This window comes from Microbacterium sp. ABR10, from assembly GCF_057812175.1.
The window spans coordinates 3,526,945-3,542,589 of sequence record NZ_CM173821.1 but is presented as its reverse complement, the minus strand read 5'-3'; the positions used below and the strand labels follow the sequence as shown (position 1 = coordinate 3,542,589).

Annotated in this window: 10 protein-coding genes; 8 read left to right on the top strand and 2 right to left on the bottom strand. The window is 63.8% G+C overall.

Annotated elements, in window-relative coordinates:
- The first annotated feature begins 24 nt into the window (after positions 1 to 24).
- Complete coding sequence (locus ACXKZF_RS16375; protein WP_488984935.1) at positions 25 to 1,245, top strand: exonuclease domain-containing protein; 1,221 nt, start codon at positions 25 to 27, stop codon at positions 1,243 to 1,245.
- A gap of 166 nt (positions 1,246 to 1,411) precedes the next feature.
- Here ACXKZF_RS16375 and ACXKZF_RS16370 read toward each other — a convergent pair whose 3' ends face one another.
- Positions 1,412 to 2,239, bottom strand: coding sequence for a hypothetical protein (locus ACXKZF_RS16370; RefSeq protein ID WP_488984934.1), 828 nt, complete (start codon positions 2,237 to 2,239; stop codon positions 1,412 to 1,414).
- A gap of 34 nt (positions 2,240 to 2,273) precedes the next feature.
- On the bottom strand, positions 2,274 to 3,497 hold the full coding sequence (locus ACXKZF_RS16365; protein WP_488984933.1) for a DUF2130 domain-containing protein: 1,224 nt from the start codon (positions 3,495 to 3,497) through the stop codon (positions 2,274 to 2,276).
- A gap of 170 nt (positions 3,498 to 3,667) precedes the next feature.
- Between ACXKZF_RS16365 and ACXKZF_RS16360 the strand changes: the two genes are divergently transcribed.
- The 7 genes from ACXKZF_RS16360 to ACXKZF_RS16330 all read left to right on the top strand — a co-directional run bounded on the left by ACXKZF_RS16360 (position 3,668) and on the right by ACXKZF_RS16330 (position 15,460).
- Positions 3,668 to 5,626 carry a hypothetical protein gene (locus ACXKZF_RS16360; protein WP_488984932.1) on the top strand — a complete coding sequence of 653 codons (1,959 nt, stop codon included), beginning with the start codon at positions 3,668 to 3,670 and terminating at the stop codon, positions 5,624 to 5,626.
- A 20-nt stretch (positions 5,627 to 5,646) separates the two neighbouring features.
- A complete protein-coding gene (locus ACXKZF_RS16355; RefSeq protein WP_488984931.1) occupies positions 5,647 to 7,260 on the top strand; it encodes a class I SAM-dependent DNA methyltransferase in 1,614 nt (537 codons plus the stop codon).
- Positions 7,253 to 8,473 carry a restriction endonuclease subunit S gene (locus tag ACXKZF_RS16350; protein ID WP_488984930.1) on the top strand — a complete coding sequence of 407 codons (1,221 nt, stop codon included), beginning with the start codon at positions 7,253 to 7,255 and terminating at the stop codon, positions 8,471 to 8,473. The genes ACXKZF_RS16355 and ACXKZF_RS16350 overlap by 8 nt, the downstream gene beginning before the upstream one ends.
- 159 nt (positions 8,474 to 8,632) lie before the next feature.
- Positions 8,633 to 9,070, top strand: coding sequence for a hypothetical protein (locus ACXKZF_RS16345; RefSeq protein WP_488984929.1), 438 nt, complete (start codon positions 8,633 to 8,635; stop codon positions 9,068 to 9,070).
- A 34-nt stretch (positions 9,071 to 9,104) separates the two neighbouring features.
- Positions 9,105 to 10,304, top strand: a complete 1,200-nt coding sequence (locus ACXKZF_RS16340; RefSeq protein WP_488984928.1) for a hypothetical protein — start codon at positions 9,105 to 9,107, stop codon at positions 10,302 to 10,304.
- Positions 10,301 to 13,480: a type I restriction endonuclease subunit R gene (locus tag ACXKZF_RS16335; protein ID WP_488984927.1), complete on the top strand. Its 3,180-nt coding sequence runs from the start codon at positions 10,301 to 10,303 to the stop codon at positions 13,478 to 13,480. Before ACXKZF_RS16340 ends, ACXKZF_RS16335 begins: the two co-directional genes overlap by 4 nt.
- Before the next feature lie 75 nt (positions 13,481 to 13,555).
- Positions 13,556 to 15,460 carry a GmrSD restriction endonuclease domain-containing protein gene (locus ACXKZF_RS16330; RefSeq protein ID WP_488984926.1) on the top strand — a complete coding sequence of 635 codons (1,905 nt, stop codon included), beginning with the start codon at positions 13,556 to 13,558 and terminating at the stop codon, positions 15,458 to 15,460.
- Positions 15,461 to 15,645 lie beyond the last annotated feature (185 nt).

Genomic DNA, 15,645 nt, shown 5'->3' with positions numbered 1-15,645 from the left:
TCGATCACGTTTGGGGGGCGCCATATGGGGCGAGGATTCGCAGTCATCGATCTGGAAACGACAGGTCTGTTTCCGCAGAAACGCGACCGGATCGTCGAAGTGGCGATTGTGCATGTGTCACCGACAGGCGTCGTCGAGGGAGCCTGGGAGACGCTCGTCAATCCGATGCGCGATATGGGTGCGCAGCGTATCCACGGCATCAGCGCCGCTGCGGCCGCGCGAGCTCCGGAGTTCGGTGCGCTCGCCCCGTCCATCGCGTCGCTCTTGCGCGGGCGGGTGCCCGTCGCGCACAACGCCAGTTTCGACGCGCGATTCTTGGCCCACTCCATGGAGCAAGCGGGTCTGGTGTGTCCCGATTACGAGTACTGGATGTGCACGATGCAGCTCGCGGGCACATTCCTGCCGGGTAATCGGAGTCTCGCCGACTGCAGCGCTGCGATCGGATATGCGATGCAGAACGCTCATCGCGCCTCAGCGGATGCCCTCGCCGCGGCGGCGCTCCTTCGCGCCTACATCGGCGCGGGTCACGATCCCGCCTGGTGGGATGGTTGGCTCGCGACCCCGGGGGAGTGGCCGGACGAGCCGTGCGACACGACAGCCTGGCTGACGCGCACGGACTCCGACACGGCGCCGCGTTCGGTTCTCGAGCGGTTGCACGTGAACGTAGCGACCGATGCCGCCATCGACGACGGCGCATTGAATCTCGATTACCTCGCTCTGCTCGATCGCGTCCTCCTCGATCGGTACATGTCCGCGACAGAGACCGATGACCTCATCCGGTTCGCCGCGGAGCTCGATCTTCCGAGCACTGCAGTTCGACGCATCCACCGCGCCTACTTCGACGGGTTGGTTTCGGCGGCCTGGGCGGATGACCAGCTCACCGCTGACGAGTGGGCTGATATCCAGAAGATCGGTGGCCTGCTCGAGATCGACGCGAAGACGATCGCCGGCGCCGCTTCGAACCCGGATGCCGCGGCACCGACTCTGACCACCGGCTTCCGCCTGTCACCGGGCGACACCGTCGTCATCACCGGTGAAACGCGCCGAGATCGAGCGGCGTGGTTCGACATCCTCACCCAGCGCGGTCTGATCCCGAAGGACAGCATGGTGAAGAAGGCGAAGGTGCTCGTGGCCGCCGACCCCGACTCGATGTCGGGGAAGGCGCGGCAGGCGCGTGCCTGGGGAGTTCCGATCATCACGGAGGATGGCCTCGAGAGGCTGATGGGACTGGTCTCTGGCAAGTAGCGGGGCCGAGGGATCTCTGCGTATAGGGCGGCGACCCCCCAAGGTGCGGCGCCACGACCCAGCACCGCTGTGCGCTGCCCTCACCAACCAGCTCTACCGCCGTAACGAGCGACCGCTGCCTTCCGGCCCTCCAGGACGGTAATCGCCTCGTCGTAGGGCGAGGTGCTCACCGGCGCCGATGAGCCACGCGTGGGTTGAACGCGACCGACGCGTGCAGGGCGCGAATGTAAGGGCGTTGTGTCGCACTGCCACGCGTGTAGGTGCCGTATGCGATGACATGTCGTCCGACGAGTGAGTCGACATCGTCGATCTCCAGCCGGACGAGGCTCTGCTTGTCCACCAGAACCGCGACGTCGTCTGCGGCGCCCTCCAGGCGCAGCATGAGACCGTCCCATTGTGTGCGGACGAGTCCGGCCACCTTGCCCCAGATGATGAGTTCTTTGCCCATCCACTTGTCAGAGGAGGCGTGAGTGGCGTGCACCACCAGGTGGCTTGCGAGGACGGGACTGCAGGTGCCAAGGACGAGCTCGACGCCCTCGGGCACGTTGCCCGACAAGAGATTTACCAACAGGGTGGAGAACGATCGCCGGGCTGCCGCATCGATGTCGGGCAGCGTTCTGTCCGTGACATGACGTCGAGCGGAAGACCCGGGTGTCCCGGCGTCGAGTCGCCGCCGACCATCCGGACCGATGGATCGCTCTGCCGCGCCGAGGCGCATCCGCCATCGCAGGGGTCGGGCGCCGGTGGTGTACTCATGCCCCACATCTCCAGGCGCATCGGTCGAGCGCTCCGAACCCTCGTCGCAGCCGTCGCGGTGGTGGGCTGCGAAGGCCGCAGCACGCTTCGTGCTGTGCATTGCGGTCGTCCACACTGTGGCGCCGCATGCGGAGCCATCGGGGAGCTCTGCCCGGCACCACAGGTCGGGTAGCGTCGTGAGACCCTTCACTTGATCGATCGACACCAGATTTCCTGCTGAGTCGATAGCCGTGTCCATATATCGCTCCCTTCGGATGGCTTGCGGGCTCTTTTCAGGCAGCCTCGTCGTCGGCCTGACTCCGAGCCTCGTCGAACTTGATGGCCATGGTGGGGTTGCCTTTGGTCAGCTTCTTGACGGAGAGCGCCGTCGCTTTATCGTTCGCGAGGCGAAGGTTGTTCTCGGACCCGAGCAGACCCTCTTTCACCTTCTGGAGTCGGTCGATCGCAACGTCGATCTCCTTGATCGCTCCGTCGAACTTGCGCTTGGCGAGGTCGTAGTTGCGGCCGAACGCCGACTTGAACTCTTCGAGGTCAGACTCGAAGTTGGTGATGTCGATGTTCTGCTTCTTGACCTGCTCCAGCTCAGCTTTGACCGTGATGGTGTCCTGCGCGGCATTGCGCAGGAGCGCAATAATCGCCAGGAAGAACTGCGGGCGGACGACGAACATCTTCGGGTACAGGTGGGAGACGTCCGTGATGCCCGTGTAGAGGTCTGAGTCCTCTTCGAGCATCGAGACGAGGACGGCGTACTCGCATCCCTTCTCGCGGCGGTCCTTATCGAGCTTCGACAGGAAGTCAGCGTTCTTCTTCTTGGTTGCCGAGACGTCGGATTCGTTCTTCATCTCGAACATGACGGACACGTACTCCACCCCGTCGCTGAAGTCGCGGAAGACGTAGTCGCCCTTCGTTCCGCTGGCTGTGTCGGTGTCCTTGCCGAACTGCGCGTCGGGGAAGGCAAGCGACCGGATGCGGTTGAACTCGATCTCGCAGTGCTGTTCAAGGGTTTCGCCGAGCAGCTTCACCGACAGTCGGGCCTTCATGTCCCTGTATCGCTCGATGAGTTCATCCTTGAGCGCGAGCTCTTTGGTGTGCGATTCGCGAAGGGCCGCGTCCTTCGCCTTCTGTTCGGCGCTCTGAAGGGCGAGCTTGGCGTTCGCGGCGTCGAGGTTCTGCTGAGCCTCCGAGATCGCCGTGGCGACGGCCAGGTCTCGAACCGTTTCAGCCGACTTTGCTTCGGCGCGGAGCTTCTCGATCTCCGCATCCTTCGCAGTGGTTTGCTGCTGCGCCTTCAGGGCTGTGTCCGAGACAGCGCGGGCGATCTCGGCCGCCTTGACCTTTTCGGCTTCAGCGAGGCGCGCATGCAGTTCGGACTCGAACTCAGCGTTGCGCACCTGTCCGATGATGCTGGCGTACTGTGCGCCGTCGATGGCGAACAGGGTGCCGCAGTGCGGGCACTTGATTTCCGTAGTCGAGGGCGTGCTTGCCGTGGTGGTCATTTGGGTCTCCCTGGGGTCGGGTGGCGTGCTACCGCCACGTCGTCTTGGCCGCGGCTCCCGCTGCCGATCCGATAGTGCAGGAGCCCGCTTGTCCATTCGCTATTTAGTGCGATAAGACCTCTTATCAGTACCCAAGCAAGCGTGCAGGCCGCGAGCGATAGCCTGATGACGTGACCCAAAGTTCGTCGCTGCTCATCGATCTGGCAGGCGTCTCGCGCCTGGCAGGCGTGCGGCGACCCGTGGCATCGGTGTGGCGAACGCGGTTCAACGACGGGCCCGACGCGTTTCCGACACCTGTCTTCGAAGAGGAAGGGCGTCCGCAGTTCTCAGCGCTCGACGTCGCTGAGTGGCTGGCGCGCACTGACCACGGCAAGAACTCGCACGCTGCCGCTGACCTTGCGAGCGTGGCCGCACCTCGAGGTCTCTCGTTCTCAGACGCGCAGGCCGTGGCTGAGTTGGAAGCGCTCGTTGCGCTGTCCCACCTCGCGGACGATCTTGATGAAGGCACGAGCGCGGACATCACACGGTTTGCTCGCGAAGTCGACCCTTCAGACGATTTTCTGCGCCGCGAGATCGAAGATCACGCGCGCCGAGGTTCACCCTGGGTTGACTACGCCCTGAACCTCACCGATTCCGTCTATTCGCCGTCAGCGGCGATTCAGTTGATCGCCGATCGCTCGGCATCAGCGGGCCGCGCGACCGCATCGGCGGGAGCACTCGCGCCGGAAGTGAAGGCCCTGGTCGTTGAGATGGTTCGGCTGCTTGCGCATCCAGACAGCGTTGTGAGGCTGGACCCCGATGATGCGGCCCTCTCGTCGATGCTTGCCCAGAAGCTCGGCGACGGCGTAAGCCTTTCCCTCCCGCCCGACGCACCTGCCCGCCGGCTAAAACGTCGGCTTCGTGTAGACGGACTTCTGCTCAGCGCCGACACGGCAGACCCAGCGGTGATCGTCGCGCGTGTACCAGCGGCTCGAGGTGCCGACGTCTCCTCGATGCTTCACACCGCGGAGGAAGTCGCCCTGTCGCTGCGGTCTGTGGACTCAGCGGTGGTGATCGGGCCCTCCCGCGTGCTCGTCGACAAACTTCCGCGGTCCGTGGAGCGCGAACGCGCGGACATTCTGCGATCGGGGTGGGTCCGAGGCATCGTGCGGCTGGGCGAGGGGCTGGTGCCCAGCGCCTCACGCGAGTCGCTCTCCCTGTGGGTCCTGGGCAACCCTGTGGGCGCTCCCGCGATTGCCGACAGGTTCACGGCAACGGCGGATCTGTCCGCGGTGTCACTCACTCCCGCGGCCCGTTTCGATATGGTCTCTGATATCGCGGCAGCGATGGGTGCCGCGCGCGATGTGCAAGCGCGCCAGTTCCGGTTTGCTGGACTGGTGCCGACCACGTCTCTGCAGGCACAAAGCGAGTCTCTCGTGTCATCTTCCGCCCGGAGAGTGAAGAGAAACCCCTCGCCTGGGGCCGAGGTCGCCGCGCGCTTAGATATCATCGGCAACTCCATCCATGCTGATTTCAATCCGATCGAGATCGACCCGTCATCCCATAATGTTCCGCGGCCCGCGCCGGTCTCCGACCTCATCCGCGATCGGCATCTGCGGGTTGTCTCGGGAACACGTGTGAAGAGCGAGCTCATCGGGCCAGATGGCCTGGTGGTCGTGCGCGTTTCTGACCTCGATGATCCGTCTGCTATTGGCGGGGCACGAATCGATCAGCTCACATTCGCCTCTGAGCATCCCCGGGTCTCGCTCACTCAACCGGGTGACATCGTGTTTCGCACGAGCCCGACCGCAGCTGCGTGGGTCGATAGGGATGGCTCAAAGGTCGTCGCATATCCCGCTCGGGTCTTTCGCATCAACAAGAATGACCCCGGAGGGCTCGTATCCGAGGTGGTTGCCGCGGACATCTTCGACGAGACGACGGGCCCTGGGGCATGGAAGCGATGGATCTTGCGTCGCATCGACCATCGGAGTGCAGCTCCCCTTGCCCGGGCTCTCGCGGCCATCACCGAAGCCCGCGCCGATCTCGAGGCTCGCTCTGCGCGCCTCAATGAGTACGCCACCCTCCTCGTCACCGCCGCAACGTCAGGGGCGGTTGCCCTGGTCGACGCGCCGGATGACAAGAACGCCTGAACGAAGAAGATTGGACTCGCATGCCCCGCACCCCGAAAGCCGCGCCCCAGGTGCCGTCGACGATGAAGGAGCTGAAGGACACGCTCTGGAAAGCCGCCGACAAATTGCGCGGATCGATGGATGCGTCCCAGTACAAGGACGTCATCCTCGGCCTGGTCTTCTTGAAGTACGTGTCGGATGCCTTCGACGAGCGCCGGGCGGCCATCCGCGCCGAGCTCCTTGCCGAGTCATACGACGAGGAGCAGATCGCCGGGCTGATCGACGACACGGACGAGTACACGGGCCGTGGCGTGTTCTGGGTACCCACCAATGCTCGATGGGGCTTCCTCGCCGAGCGCGCCAAGGGCTCGGGGCCGTTGATGAACGCTCCTGAGAAGTCTGTCGGCGCGTTGATCGACGAGGCGATGGATGCCGTGATGCAGGCAAACCCGCAGCTCAAGGGCACCCTGCCGCGCATCTTCAACCGCGACAGCGTTGACCAGCGACGCCTCGGCGAACTCGTCGACCTCTTCAACTCGGCGCGTTTCGCCGCCCAGGGCCAGGGTGGGTCGGATGGCCGCCGCGCACGCGACCTGCTAGGTGAGGTGTACGAGTACTTCCTCGAGAAGTTCGCCGCAGCTGAGGGCAAGCGCGGCGGCGAGTTTTACACGCCCGCCGGCGTCGTGCGGGTGCTCGTCGAGCTGCTGCAGCCGACGCACGGTCGCGTATACGACCCGTGTTGCGGTTCGGGTGGCATGTTCGTGCAGGCCGAGAAGTTCCTCGACGTGCACCATGGCGAGGGCAGCGACATCTCGGTCTACGGGCAGGAGCTGAACGAGCGCACGTGGCGTATGGCGAAGATGAACCTCGCGATCCACGGACTCACGGGTCAGCTGGGGCCCCGCTGGGGTGACACGTTCGCGCGCGATCTGCACCCGGACCTTGAGGCCGACTTCGTCATGGCCAACCCGCCGTTCAACATCAAGGACTGGTCACGGAGCGAAGACGACCCGCGCTGGCGCTACGGCGTGCCGCCCGCGGGCAACGCGAACTACGCGTGGATCCAGCACATCCTCTCGAAACTTCGACCTACAGGGCAGGCCGGCGTTGTGATGGCGAACGGCTCGATGTCGTCGAACTCCGGCGGCGAGGGACGCATCCGCGCCGAGATCGTCGAGGCCGACCTGGTGTCGTGCATGGTCGCCCTGCCGACACAGCTCTTCCGCTCGACCGGCATCCCGGTATGCGTCTGGTTCTTCTCGAAGGACAAGGGCGCGCGCGCCGGCGAGGTGCTATTCATTGATGCGCGCAACCTCGGTCACATGGTCGACCGCGCCGAGCGCGCCCTGAGCGACGATGACATCTCGAGAATCGCCGGCACCTTCCACTCCTGGCGAGGAATCGAATCGGATGCCGCTCTCGACCACTACGAGAACGTTCCGGGCTTCTGCTACTCGGCGACGCTCGCCGAGATCAAGGCCGCCGACTACGCCCTGACCCCGGGCCGTTACGTCGGCGCAGCGGAACTCGAGGACGACGGCGAGCCGATCGAAGAAAAGCTCGCCCGGCTGCGTACGGAGCTCGAGGCGCAGTTCGTGGAGTCGGCGCGGCTGGCGGACGTGGTGCGCGAGCAGTTGGGTCGTATTGATGTCTGAGTGGAGTGCGGTTGCTCTCGGGTCCGTGACCTCGAAGATTGGGTCGGGAGCTACCCCCCGAGGCGGCGAATCTGTGTACCGCGACGAAGGTGTCGCCCTGATCCGTTCTCAGAATGTCCTCGACAACGGGATGCGCACGCATGACATTGCGCGTATTTCGCAAGACGCTGCTGACGCCCTCTCCGGGGTAACAGTGGAGGCTGGGGACGTACTGATGAACATTACGGGTGACTCCGTAGCTCGAGTTGCTCTCGTTGATCCCTCGGTACTCCCGGCGCGGGTCAACCAGCACGTCGCAATCATTCGACCTGCGCATGAGGTCAACTCACTATTCCTGCAGAAAATTCTCGTGTCCCCCGAGGTGAAATCTCGCCTGCTAGTCATGGCCACGGGTGGCGCTACGCGGAACGCCCTAACCAAGTCCCAACTGATCAAGTTTGTCATTCCGCTCCCCCCACGCCGCGAGCAGCAAGCGATCGCCGAGGTGCTGGGCGCTCTCGACGACAAGATCTCAGCGAACATCGCGCTCGCTGAGACCCAATTGAACATCGCAGATTACATGTTTCCCGTGACGCAGGACGCTGCGTCAGCACGCCTGGGGGACTATGTCACGGTGACTAAGGGGAACTCCTACAGGAGTGCCGATCTGGGGCCGAGCCCGACGGCACTGGTCACGCTGAAGTCGATCACGCGCGATGGCCGCTACGCCTACACCGGCCTCAGAGAATTCACCGGACCCTACAAACCGCAACAGGTGATCTCCGGCGGAGATATCGTCGTCGCACAGACCGACCTGACGCAGGCCGCTGATGTGGTCGGGCGCGCGGTACGCGTGCCGAGCAGCCAGAAACACAAACTGGTCGCAAGTCTTGACCTGGCTGTTGTTCGCCCCCGCGAAAACATCGACGCTCTTTACCTCCTCGGTCTACTTCGACAGGAGCGGTTTCGAACGCACGCTCGCGCTCACACGACTGGCACGACAGTTCTGCATCTCGCTTCTGGGGCGATTGAAGAGTACGTCGTTTCAATTGTTAGCAGCATCGATCAGCAGGAGTACGCAGCTAAGGCGGCAGCCCTCCTTGCCCACTCTGAACGATTGATTGTTGAGAACCGCACCCTTGCGGCGATTCGAGATGCACTCCTCCCTCAGCTCATGTCAGGGAAGCTCCGCGTACGCGATGCGGAGGCTATCGCGGCGGACGCCGGCGCCTGAGGGACGGAGAACCGATATGTTCGCACCATTGGACCGCCGCACGAATCTGGGGGGATTCGACGAATGACCGCTTCGACCAACGCGACTTCGGAGGCCGTCGGGCCGTCACGGCCCGCACGCCGAACGCCCCCATGGGCGAGGATCTTCCTCACCGCCGGAATGACCGACGTTGAGGAAGAGAAGGCCGACGGCCCGAAGCTCGCCATTGGTGACCTTCGGCTCTTCACGCTTCCGGGCACGGAACGCTCCCTGCTGGTGCGGTACGAATACGACACCAAGTTCGGAATCGACGGCAGAGACGTCGGTATCCGGTCGACCGGGGACGACTCGTACCGCGTCACAATCCCAAAGTTCATCTACTTCGGGTGCGCAAGTCCCGATCTGAGCGTGGCAGGCGAGAAGAACGGCGCCTTGAGCTGGGCGACCCCTGAGATCGACACGACCGCGGTCTTCGAGCAGATCCTCACGGACCAGGTCGTGAACGAGCACATCGAAGGGTTCGGTCCCGTTCTCCAGGAGCGGGCAAAGACGTTCTACACCCGCATCGTGAACGCCATCGATCCGGCGACTCAGCTGCAGTTCGAGTTCACGTCATGACCACCGCGAAGCGTCAGCAGGAGGGCTCGAGGAAATGAGCGAAAAATCGACCGGTGTCGGCACGGGCGTCAGTTTGAACGCGCCGAGCGGAGTGCTTCAACCGACAGCGGGCAGCGCTCTCCCGAGCGATTTTCAGGATCGCGTCTTTCGAGCGATCGCGGTGCAGCGGCCTGCAGCGACCGCGTACATCAAGGAAATCCGACGGAAGAAGCCCGAAGCGAGGCCGGCTGAGGTCATGAAAACCATCGAGTCCCAGTACGTGGCCACAACGACCGCAGCGAGCGCGGCCATCGGAGCATCGGCGTCCATTCCCGGTGTTGGGATTCCCGTCGCGATCGGTCTGGGCGTCGGCGACCTCATCTTCTTCTACGAGACGACCGCGCTCTTTGCCCTCTGCATGGCGGAGCTGCGCGGCATCCCGGTCGACGACCCCGATCGAGCGAAGGCTATCGTCCTCGGCTCGCTTCTCGGCGAGAAGAAGCGCAACAAGGTGACGAGCCTCGTTCTCACCGCTCTTCCCGCCGGAGCGACGATCGCCGCGGGCCGAACAGCAGCGACAGCGGTCGCGAGCGGCGCTTCGTCGAAGTGGGGCGATCTCATCGCCGAACAGATCCCGGAGTCCGCGCTCGTCCCGGTCACGATGGTGCTGGCACGAGAAGCTGTCGCCAAGGGAGCCGTGATGGGGACGGTCAAGATCAGTTCGAAGGCGATCCCCGTGATCGGCGCGGCCGCTGGCGCCGCGACCAGCTTTTACTTTGGCAGCAGTGTCGTGAAGTCTTGTCGAACCGGGTTCTCGGAACCGTTGGAATCGTGGCCCGAGTGGCTTGAGCTCACGGACGCCGACGGCGACGGAGTTCCCGACCCGTCCAAGGCGGTGCTGGCGATGCGCGCGGCATCGGAGTCCGCAAAGGACTTCGGGGAGAACGTGTGGGGCAAGGTTGTGGACGCGACCGAGGTTTTCCGCAGCGTAGACATCGACGGCGATGGCATCCCGGATGAGGCTCGCGCCGTAACCGCGACGAAGAATGCAGCACGAGCGGTGGGTGATGCCACGGGAACTGCGGCGCGCGCCGTCGGAGACGCCACCGGTACGGCGGCGAAGGCTGTCGGCGGAGCAGCGGCCGGAACTGCGAACGCGATGGTCGGGCTGTTCAAACGTTCGAAGCGAGGCGACAGGACTGCCGAGTCGATCGAAAGTGCAATTTCTCCCGGCCAGGGGGAGCCCACGACATGAGCTTCCTCGATGAATCTACTTGGGAACAGGACGCCATCGAGAGGCTCTCCGAGCCGCTCGGCTGGCGGCCGGTGCGCGGGGAAGACATCGCGCCCGGAAGCGGCGAGCGTGAGACGTGGGACGATCCCCTCGTTCGCCCGCGCCTTCTGGAGGCGCTGCGGCGCCTGAACCCTGGCATCCCGGCCGAGTACCTCCGTCAGGCGGTTGCTGAGATCGCGTCCCCGAAGTCGCAGGACGCGCTGACGGAGAATTACCGCACCCACCAGTATCTGGTGGGCGGGTACCCGCTCAGCTACATCGACACGGACGGTCGCGAGCAGAACCCGCGCCTCCGCCTGCTGGGCTCCGACCCGTCGGACAACGACTGGCTCGCGGTCAACCAGGTCACCGTGCGGCAGGGCGACGCGCATCGCCGCTTCGACATCGTGCTTTACGTCAACGGGATGCCGCTCAGCATCATCGAGCTGAAGCGAGCGGGTGCCGAGTCTGCAGGCGTCGCCGACGCGCACGACCAGCTGCGCACGTACCTGCGCGAGTTCCCGATGGCCTTCCGCTTCTGCGTGCTCACGCTCGCCAGCGACGGACTCGATGCCAAGTACGGTACCCCCTTCACCCCGCTGAACCACTTCGCCCCGTGGAACGTCGATGACGACGGCACCCCGCTGTCCCAACCGCGGGTGGAGAACGGCGTCTCGGTCGAGCCGATCGACGACGCACTCGACGGACTGTTCAATCAGGAGCGGTTCCTTCAGCTGGTCCGGAACTTCACGGCGTTCGATGAGAACGCCAACGGTCTGGCCAAACGCATCGCCAAGCCGCATCAGTACTTCGCCGTGACCAAGGCTGTTGGCCGGACGGTGCAGGCGGTCGAGACGAACGGCAAGGCAGGTGTCGTCTGGCACACGCAGGGCTCGGGTAAGTCGATGGAGATGGAGCTCTACGCCAACCTGGTGTCACGGCACTGGAAGCTTCGCAATCCCACCGTCATCGTCGTCACCGACCGGACCGAGCTCGACGGCCAGCTCTTCCAGACCTTCGATCAGAGCCTGCTGCTCGCCGAAAAGCCCGTCCAGGTGCGCGAGCGTGCTCAGCTTCGCGACGAACTGCGCAACCGGAACACAGGCGGCATCTACTTCACGACGCTGCAGAAGTTCGGGCTCACCGAGGCCGAAAAGGTGTCGGGTGCTGCGCACCCGCTCCTGACGGATCGCCGCAACGTGATTGTGGTCGTCGACGAGGCCCACCGTAGTCACTATGACGACCTCGACGGTTACGCCCGCCACCTGCGTGACGCGCTCCCGCACGCGACGCTCATCGCGTTCACGGGAACGCCCATCTCGTTCTCGGAGCGCGATACACGCGCGGTGTTTGGTGACTACATCGACATCTACGACCTGTCCCGCGCCGTCGATGACGGCGCGACCGTTCCCGTCTATTTCGAGCCCCGACTGGTGAAGGTCGCTTTCGCCGAAGGTGCCAGCCAGGACGACATCGACCGTGCCGCGGACGAATACACGATCGGCCTGGATGACACCGAGCGCGCCCGGCTCGAGGCATCGGTCGCGGTCGTCAACGCCGTGTACGGCGCGCCCGAAAGGATCGACACCCTCGCGGCCGACATCGTGCAGCACTGGGATGAGCGCCGTGAACGGATGAAGCCGTTCATCGAGTCGCCGGGGAAGGCGATGATCGTCGGCGGCACGCGCGAGATCTGCGCCCGGCTCTACTCGGCCATCGTCGCGCTCCGCCCGGAGTGGCACTCGCCCGCCCTCGACTCCGGGCGCATCAAGGTCGTGTACTCGGGTTCGGCGACCGACCAGCCCCCGGTGAGCGACCACGTCCGGCGCGAGTCCGAGAACAAGGCCATCAAGGCCCGCCTGAAGGATGCCGACGACGAACTCGAGCTCGTGATCGTCAAGGACATGATGCTCACGGGTTTCGACGCTCCCCCGCTGCACACCCTTTATCTCGACCGCCCGCTCAAGGGCGCCCTGCTGATGCAGACCCTGGCGCGCGTAAACCGAACGTTCCGTGGCAAGGAGGACGGGCTCCTCGTGGCGTACGCGCCGCTCGCCGAGAACCTCGCCAACGCCCTCGCGGAGTACACCAGCTCCGACCAGGAGAACCGGCCCATCGGTCGCGACATTGAAGAGGCCGTGACGATCGCGACCGAACTGGTGGCACAGATTCAGGAGATGCTCGCTGGCTGCGACTGGCGTGCGATTGTGGCGCGCGGCGGCCCCCGCGCATGGCGAACCGCCGCCACGACGACGACGAACTACCTGCGCGACTCCGCTAACCCCTTGAACGCCCCCGACCTCGAGAACGAGCGGCTCTCGGTTCAGTACCGCAGCGCGACGGGCAAGCTGGCACGAGCGTGGGCTCTGGCATCCGGTCACGAAGGACTCGCCGAACTCCATCAGGAGATCGCCTTCTATGAAGAAGTGCGCGTCTGGATGGCGAAGTTCGACGCGAGGGACCGGCAAGCACGCGACGAGCCCATTCCCGAGGAGATCTCACGACTGCTCAGCGGGTTGGTCTCGGAGGCAATAGCTCCTGGCGAAGTGCTCGACATTTACGACGCCGCGGGGTTGCCCCGGCTGTCGCTTGACAACCTCGGGCCAGAGTTCCTCGCTCGGGCGCAGGCGGCTCCGAATCCGCATCTCGCCATAGAGGCGCTTCGCGCCTCGCTGGTGGATGCCGGAGCGACCGCGACGCGCGGGAACCTCGTGCGCCAGCGCGCCTTCTCCGAGCGCATAGCCGAAATCATGAACCGGTACACGAACCAGCAGCTCACCGCCGCCGAGGTCATCGCCGAACTCATTGCGATGGCAAAGGACGTCGCGGCTGAGGCCGCTCGTGGAGAGACCTTCACGCCGCCGCTGACGAGCGACGAGCTCGCGTTCTACGACGCCGTGTCTACCAACGAATCCGCGGTCGATGTCCAGGGCGAGGATGTGCTCGCCCAGATTGCTCGCGAGCTCGTCGCGGTGATGCGTCGAGACGTACGGACGGACTGGACGGTGCGCGACGACGTCCGGGCCAAGCTGCGCTCGTCGATTAAGCGGCTGCTGGTGAAGTACAAGTACCCGCCGGACAAGCAGCCGGAGGCGATCAAGCTGGTGATGGACCAGATGGAGTCGATGGCGTCGCGGTACGCGGATGACCGGCGTTGACGCGCATGTTCGAGACATCTCCCGGCGGCAGCTCTCCCGCCCGTCATCGACTCCTAGCGAGGAAAGGCCACGCAATTGAGTGAATCCACAACGAGCTTCACGGCTAGCTCAATCAGCCTCGTAACCCTTCTCAAGGCGGCTCACGACGGACGCTTGCAGTTGCCCGACTTCCAACGGAGCTGGGTGTGGGACGAGGAGAGAATTCGCAGCCTCATTGCTTCGGTATCGCGCGGCTTCCCGGTTGGTGCGGTCATGACACTCAAGACGGGTGGTGCCGTGGAGTTCAAGCCGCGCGTCCTTGAGGGGGCACCGCGGAATGCGGGGCAGCATAAGGCGGAGTCGCTGCTTCTCGATGGACAACAGCGGCTCACTTCCATGTATCAAGTCCTGATGCGCGACGAGGTGGTGCACACCATCACGCCGCGTCGCCAGCGGGTCAAGCGGTGGTTCTATCTCGACATCGAGAAGTGTCTCGACGAGACGGTAGATCGAGACGAGGCAGTCGTGAGTATCCCGGAGGACCGTCGTCTTACGTCGGATTTCGGCCGCATGGTAGAAATTGACCTCTCTACCCGTGAGCGGGAGTTCGAGAGTGGAATGTTCCCGCTCAGCGCGGTGGTCGGGTGGTCAGACTGGAATCAGGCCTTCGTCAGCTGGGCGATGAGGCTCGAGGACTTCCAGGATCGGTTTCGCCGCATCAGCGAATTTTACGAAAGAGTCGTGAAGAACTTCACTGAGTACCTTGTGCCCGTCATCGAACTTGCCGCAACAACGAGCAAGGAGGCAGTGTGCGTTGTATTCGAAAAGGTCAACACAGGGGGCAAACCCCTTGACGCATTTGAACTCATAACGGCGATGTACGCCGCCGACGGGTATGAGTTGCGCAAGGACTGGTACGGCGGGGACGGTTTGGAAGGGACGCACGAGCGCTTCCGCTCCGCGCTCAAACTGCCGTCGTCGACCGAGGGCGTGCTTGCCGGAGTAGGAAACACGGACTTTCTGCAAGCCATCTCGCTCTTCTACACGAGAGACGAGCGGTCGCGTGCGCAGGACGCAGGGAGAAGCGGGAAGGAGTTGCCGAAAGTCTCGGCAACACGTCAGTCGCTGCTCGACCTCCCTCTCGCCGCATACCTTCGCTACCAGTCCCGAGTTGAAGCCGGTTTCTTCGAGGCTGCGAAGTTCCTCGTGCGTTTGGGGATCTACCGGGTGAAGGATTTGCCGTATCAGAGCCAGGTAGTCCCGCTCGCCGCAATCCTCGCGGAGTTAAGTGATGAAGCCGAATCCCCTGCGGCGATGGAGAAAATCCGACGGTGGTACTGGAACGGTGTCTTCGGCGAGCTGTATGGCTCGTCGACCGAGACGCGCATCGCTCGCGACTTCCTCGAGGTCGTTGCGTGGGTGCGCGGAGGGGAGCTTCCGTCGACCGTCCATGAGGCGACTGTCCGTGCGGATCGTTTGCAGACGATGAGGATGCGGCTTTCTGCGGCTTACAAAGGCGTCAATGCACTCCTGATGCATGAAGGCGCAGAGGACTTTCGGTCGGGCCAGAAGTTCTCGCAGACTATCTTCTTCGACGAGAATGTCGACATCCACCATATCTTCCCGCAGGACTGGTGCAAGAAGGAAGGAATTGCCAAGGGGGTATACGACTCCATCATCAACAAGACACCGCTCGCGGCGAAGACGAATCGGATTATCGGCGGCGTCGCACCCTCCGACTACATGAGCCGCATTGAGAAAGAGAATCCCGAGCTGGTGCCTCTTGCGTTTGACAATCGGCTGCGATCCCACCTCGTCGATCCCGAGCTTCTGAGAGCCGACGACTTCCATGCCTTCATGGCAGCCCGTCAGCAGGCGTTGGTTGACTTGATTGCTTCCGTAATCGGAAAGCCGGTCATCGTTGCAGATCAGACTGAAGGTGTTGAGCAGATCGATGAGGACCCCACCGAAATTGACTTGCTGGGATCCGAGATCATCTAGGGCGCAACCGCGACTGCGGGATGAGTCTGCGACGCTAAACGTGGACGTTGCGGCTTCGTCGTCGCGGCGACTCTCCCTTCGTCGTTCGGTTGCGGGAGCGAACGGCTCAGAATGTATGCATCACTACGTCCCCCAGCCAGTTCCCGAAGTAGGCGCGGGTCTCGGGGGATCCCTCGTAGGCGTGG

What these genes read in the sequence shown, in the direction of transcription:
- ACXKZF_RS16375 (WP_488984935.1), top strand. Translation starts at nt 25, where the DNA reads ATGGGGCGAGGATTCGCAGTCATCGATCTGGAAACGACAGGTCTGTTT.
- ACXKZF_RS16370 (WP_488984934.1), bottom strand. Translation starts at nt 2,239, where the DNA reads ATGGACACGGCTATCGACTCAGCAGGAAATCTGGTGTCGATCGATCAA.
- ACXKZF_RS16365 (WP_488984933.1), bottom strand. Translation starts at nt 3,497, where the DNA reads ATGACCACCACGGCAAGCACGCCCTCGACTACGGAAATCAAGTGCCCG.
- ACXKZF_RS16355 (WP_488984931.1), top strand. Translation starts at nt 5,647, where the DNA reads ATGCCCCGCACCCCGAAAGCCGCGCCCCAGGTGCCGTCGACGATGAAG.
- ACXKZF_RS16350 (WP_488984930.1), top strand. Translation starts at nt 7,253, where the DNA reads ATGTCTGAGTGGAGTGCGGTTGCTCTCGGGTCCGTGACCTCGAAGATT.
- ACXKZF_RS16345 (WP_488984929.1), top strand. Translation starts at nt 8,633, where the DNA reads ATGACCGACGTTGAGGAAGAGAAGGCCGACGGCCCGAAGCTCGCCATT.
- ACXKZF_RS16340 (WP_488984928.1), top strand. Translation starts at nt 9,105, where the DNA reads ATGAGCGAAAAATCGACCGGTGTCGGCACGGGCGTCAGTTTGAACGCG.
- ACXKZF_RS16335 (WP_488984927.1), top strand. Translation starts at nt 10,301, where the DNA reads ATGAGCTTCCTCGATGAATCTACTTGGGAACAGGACGCCATCGAGAGG.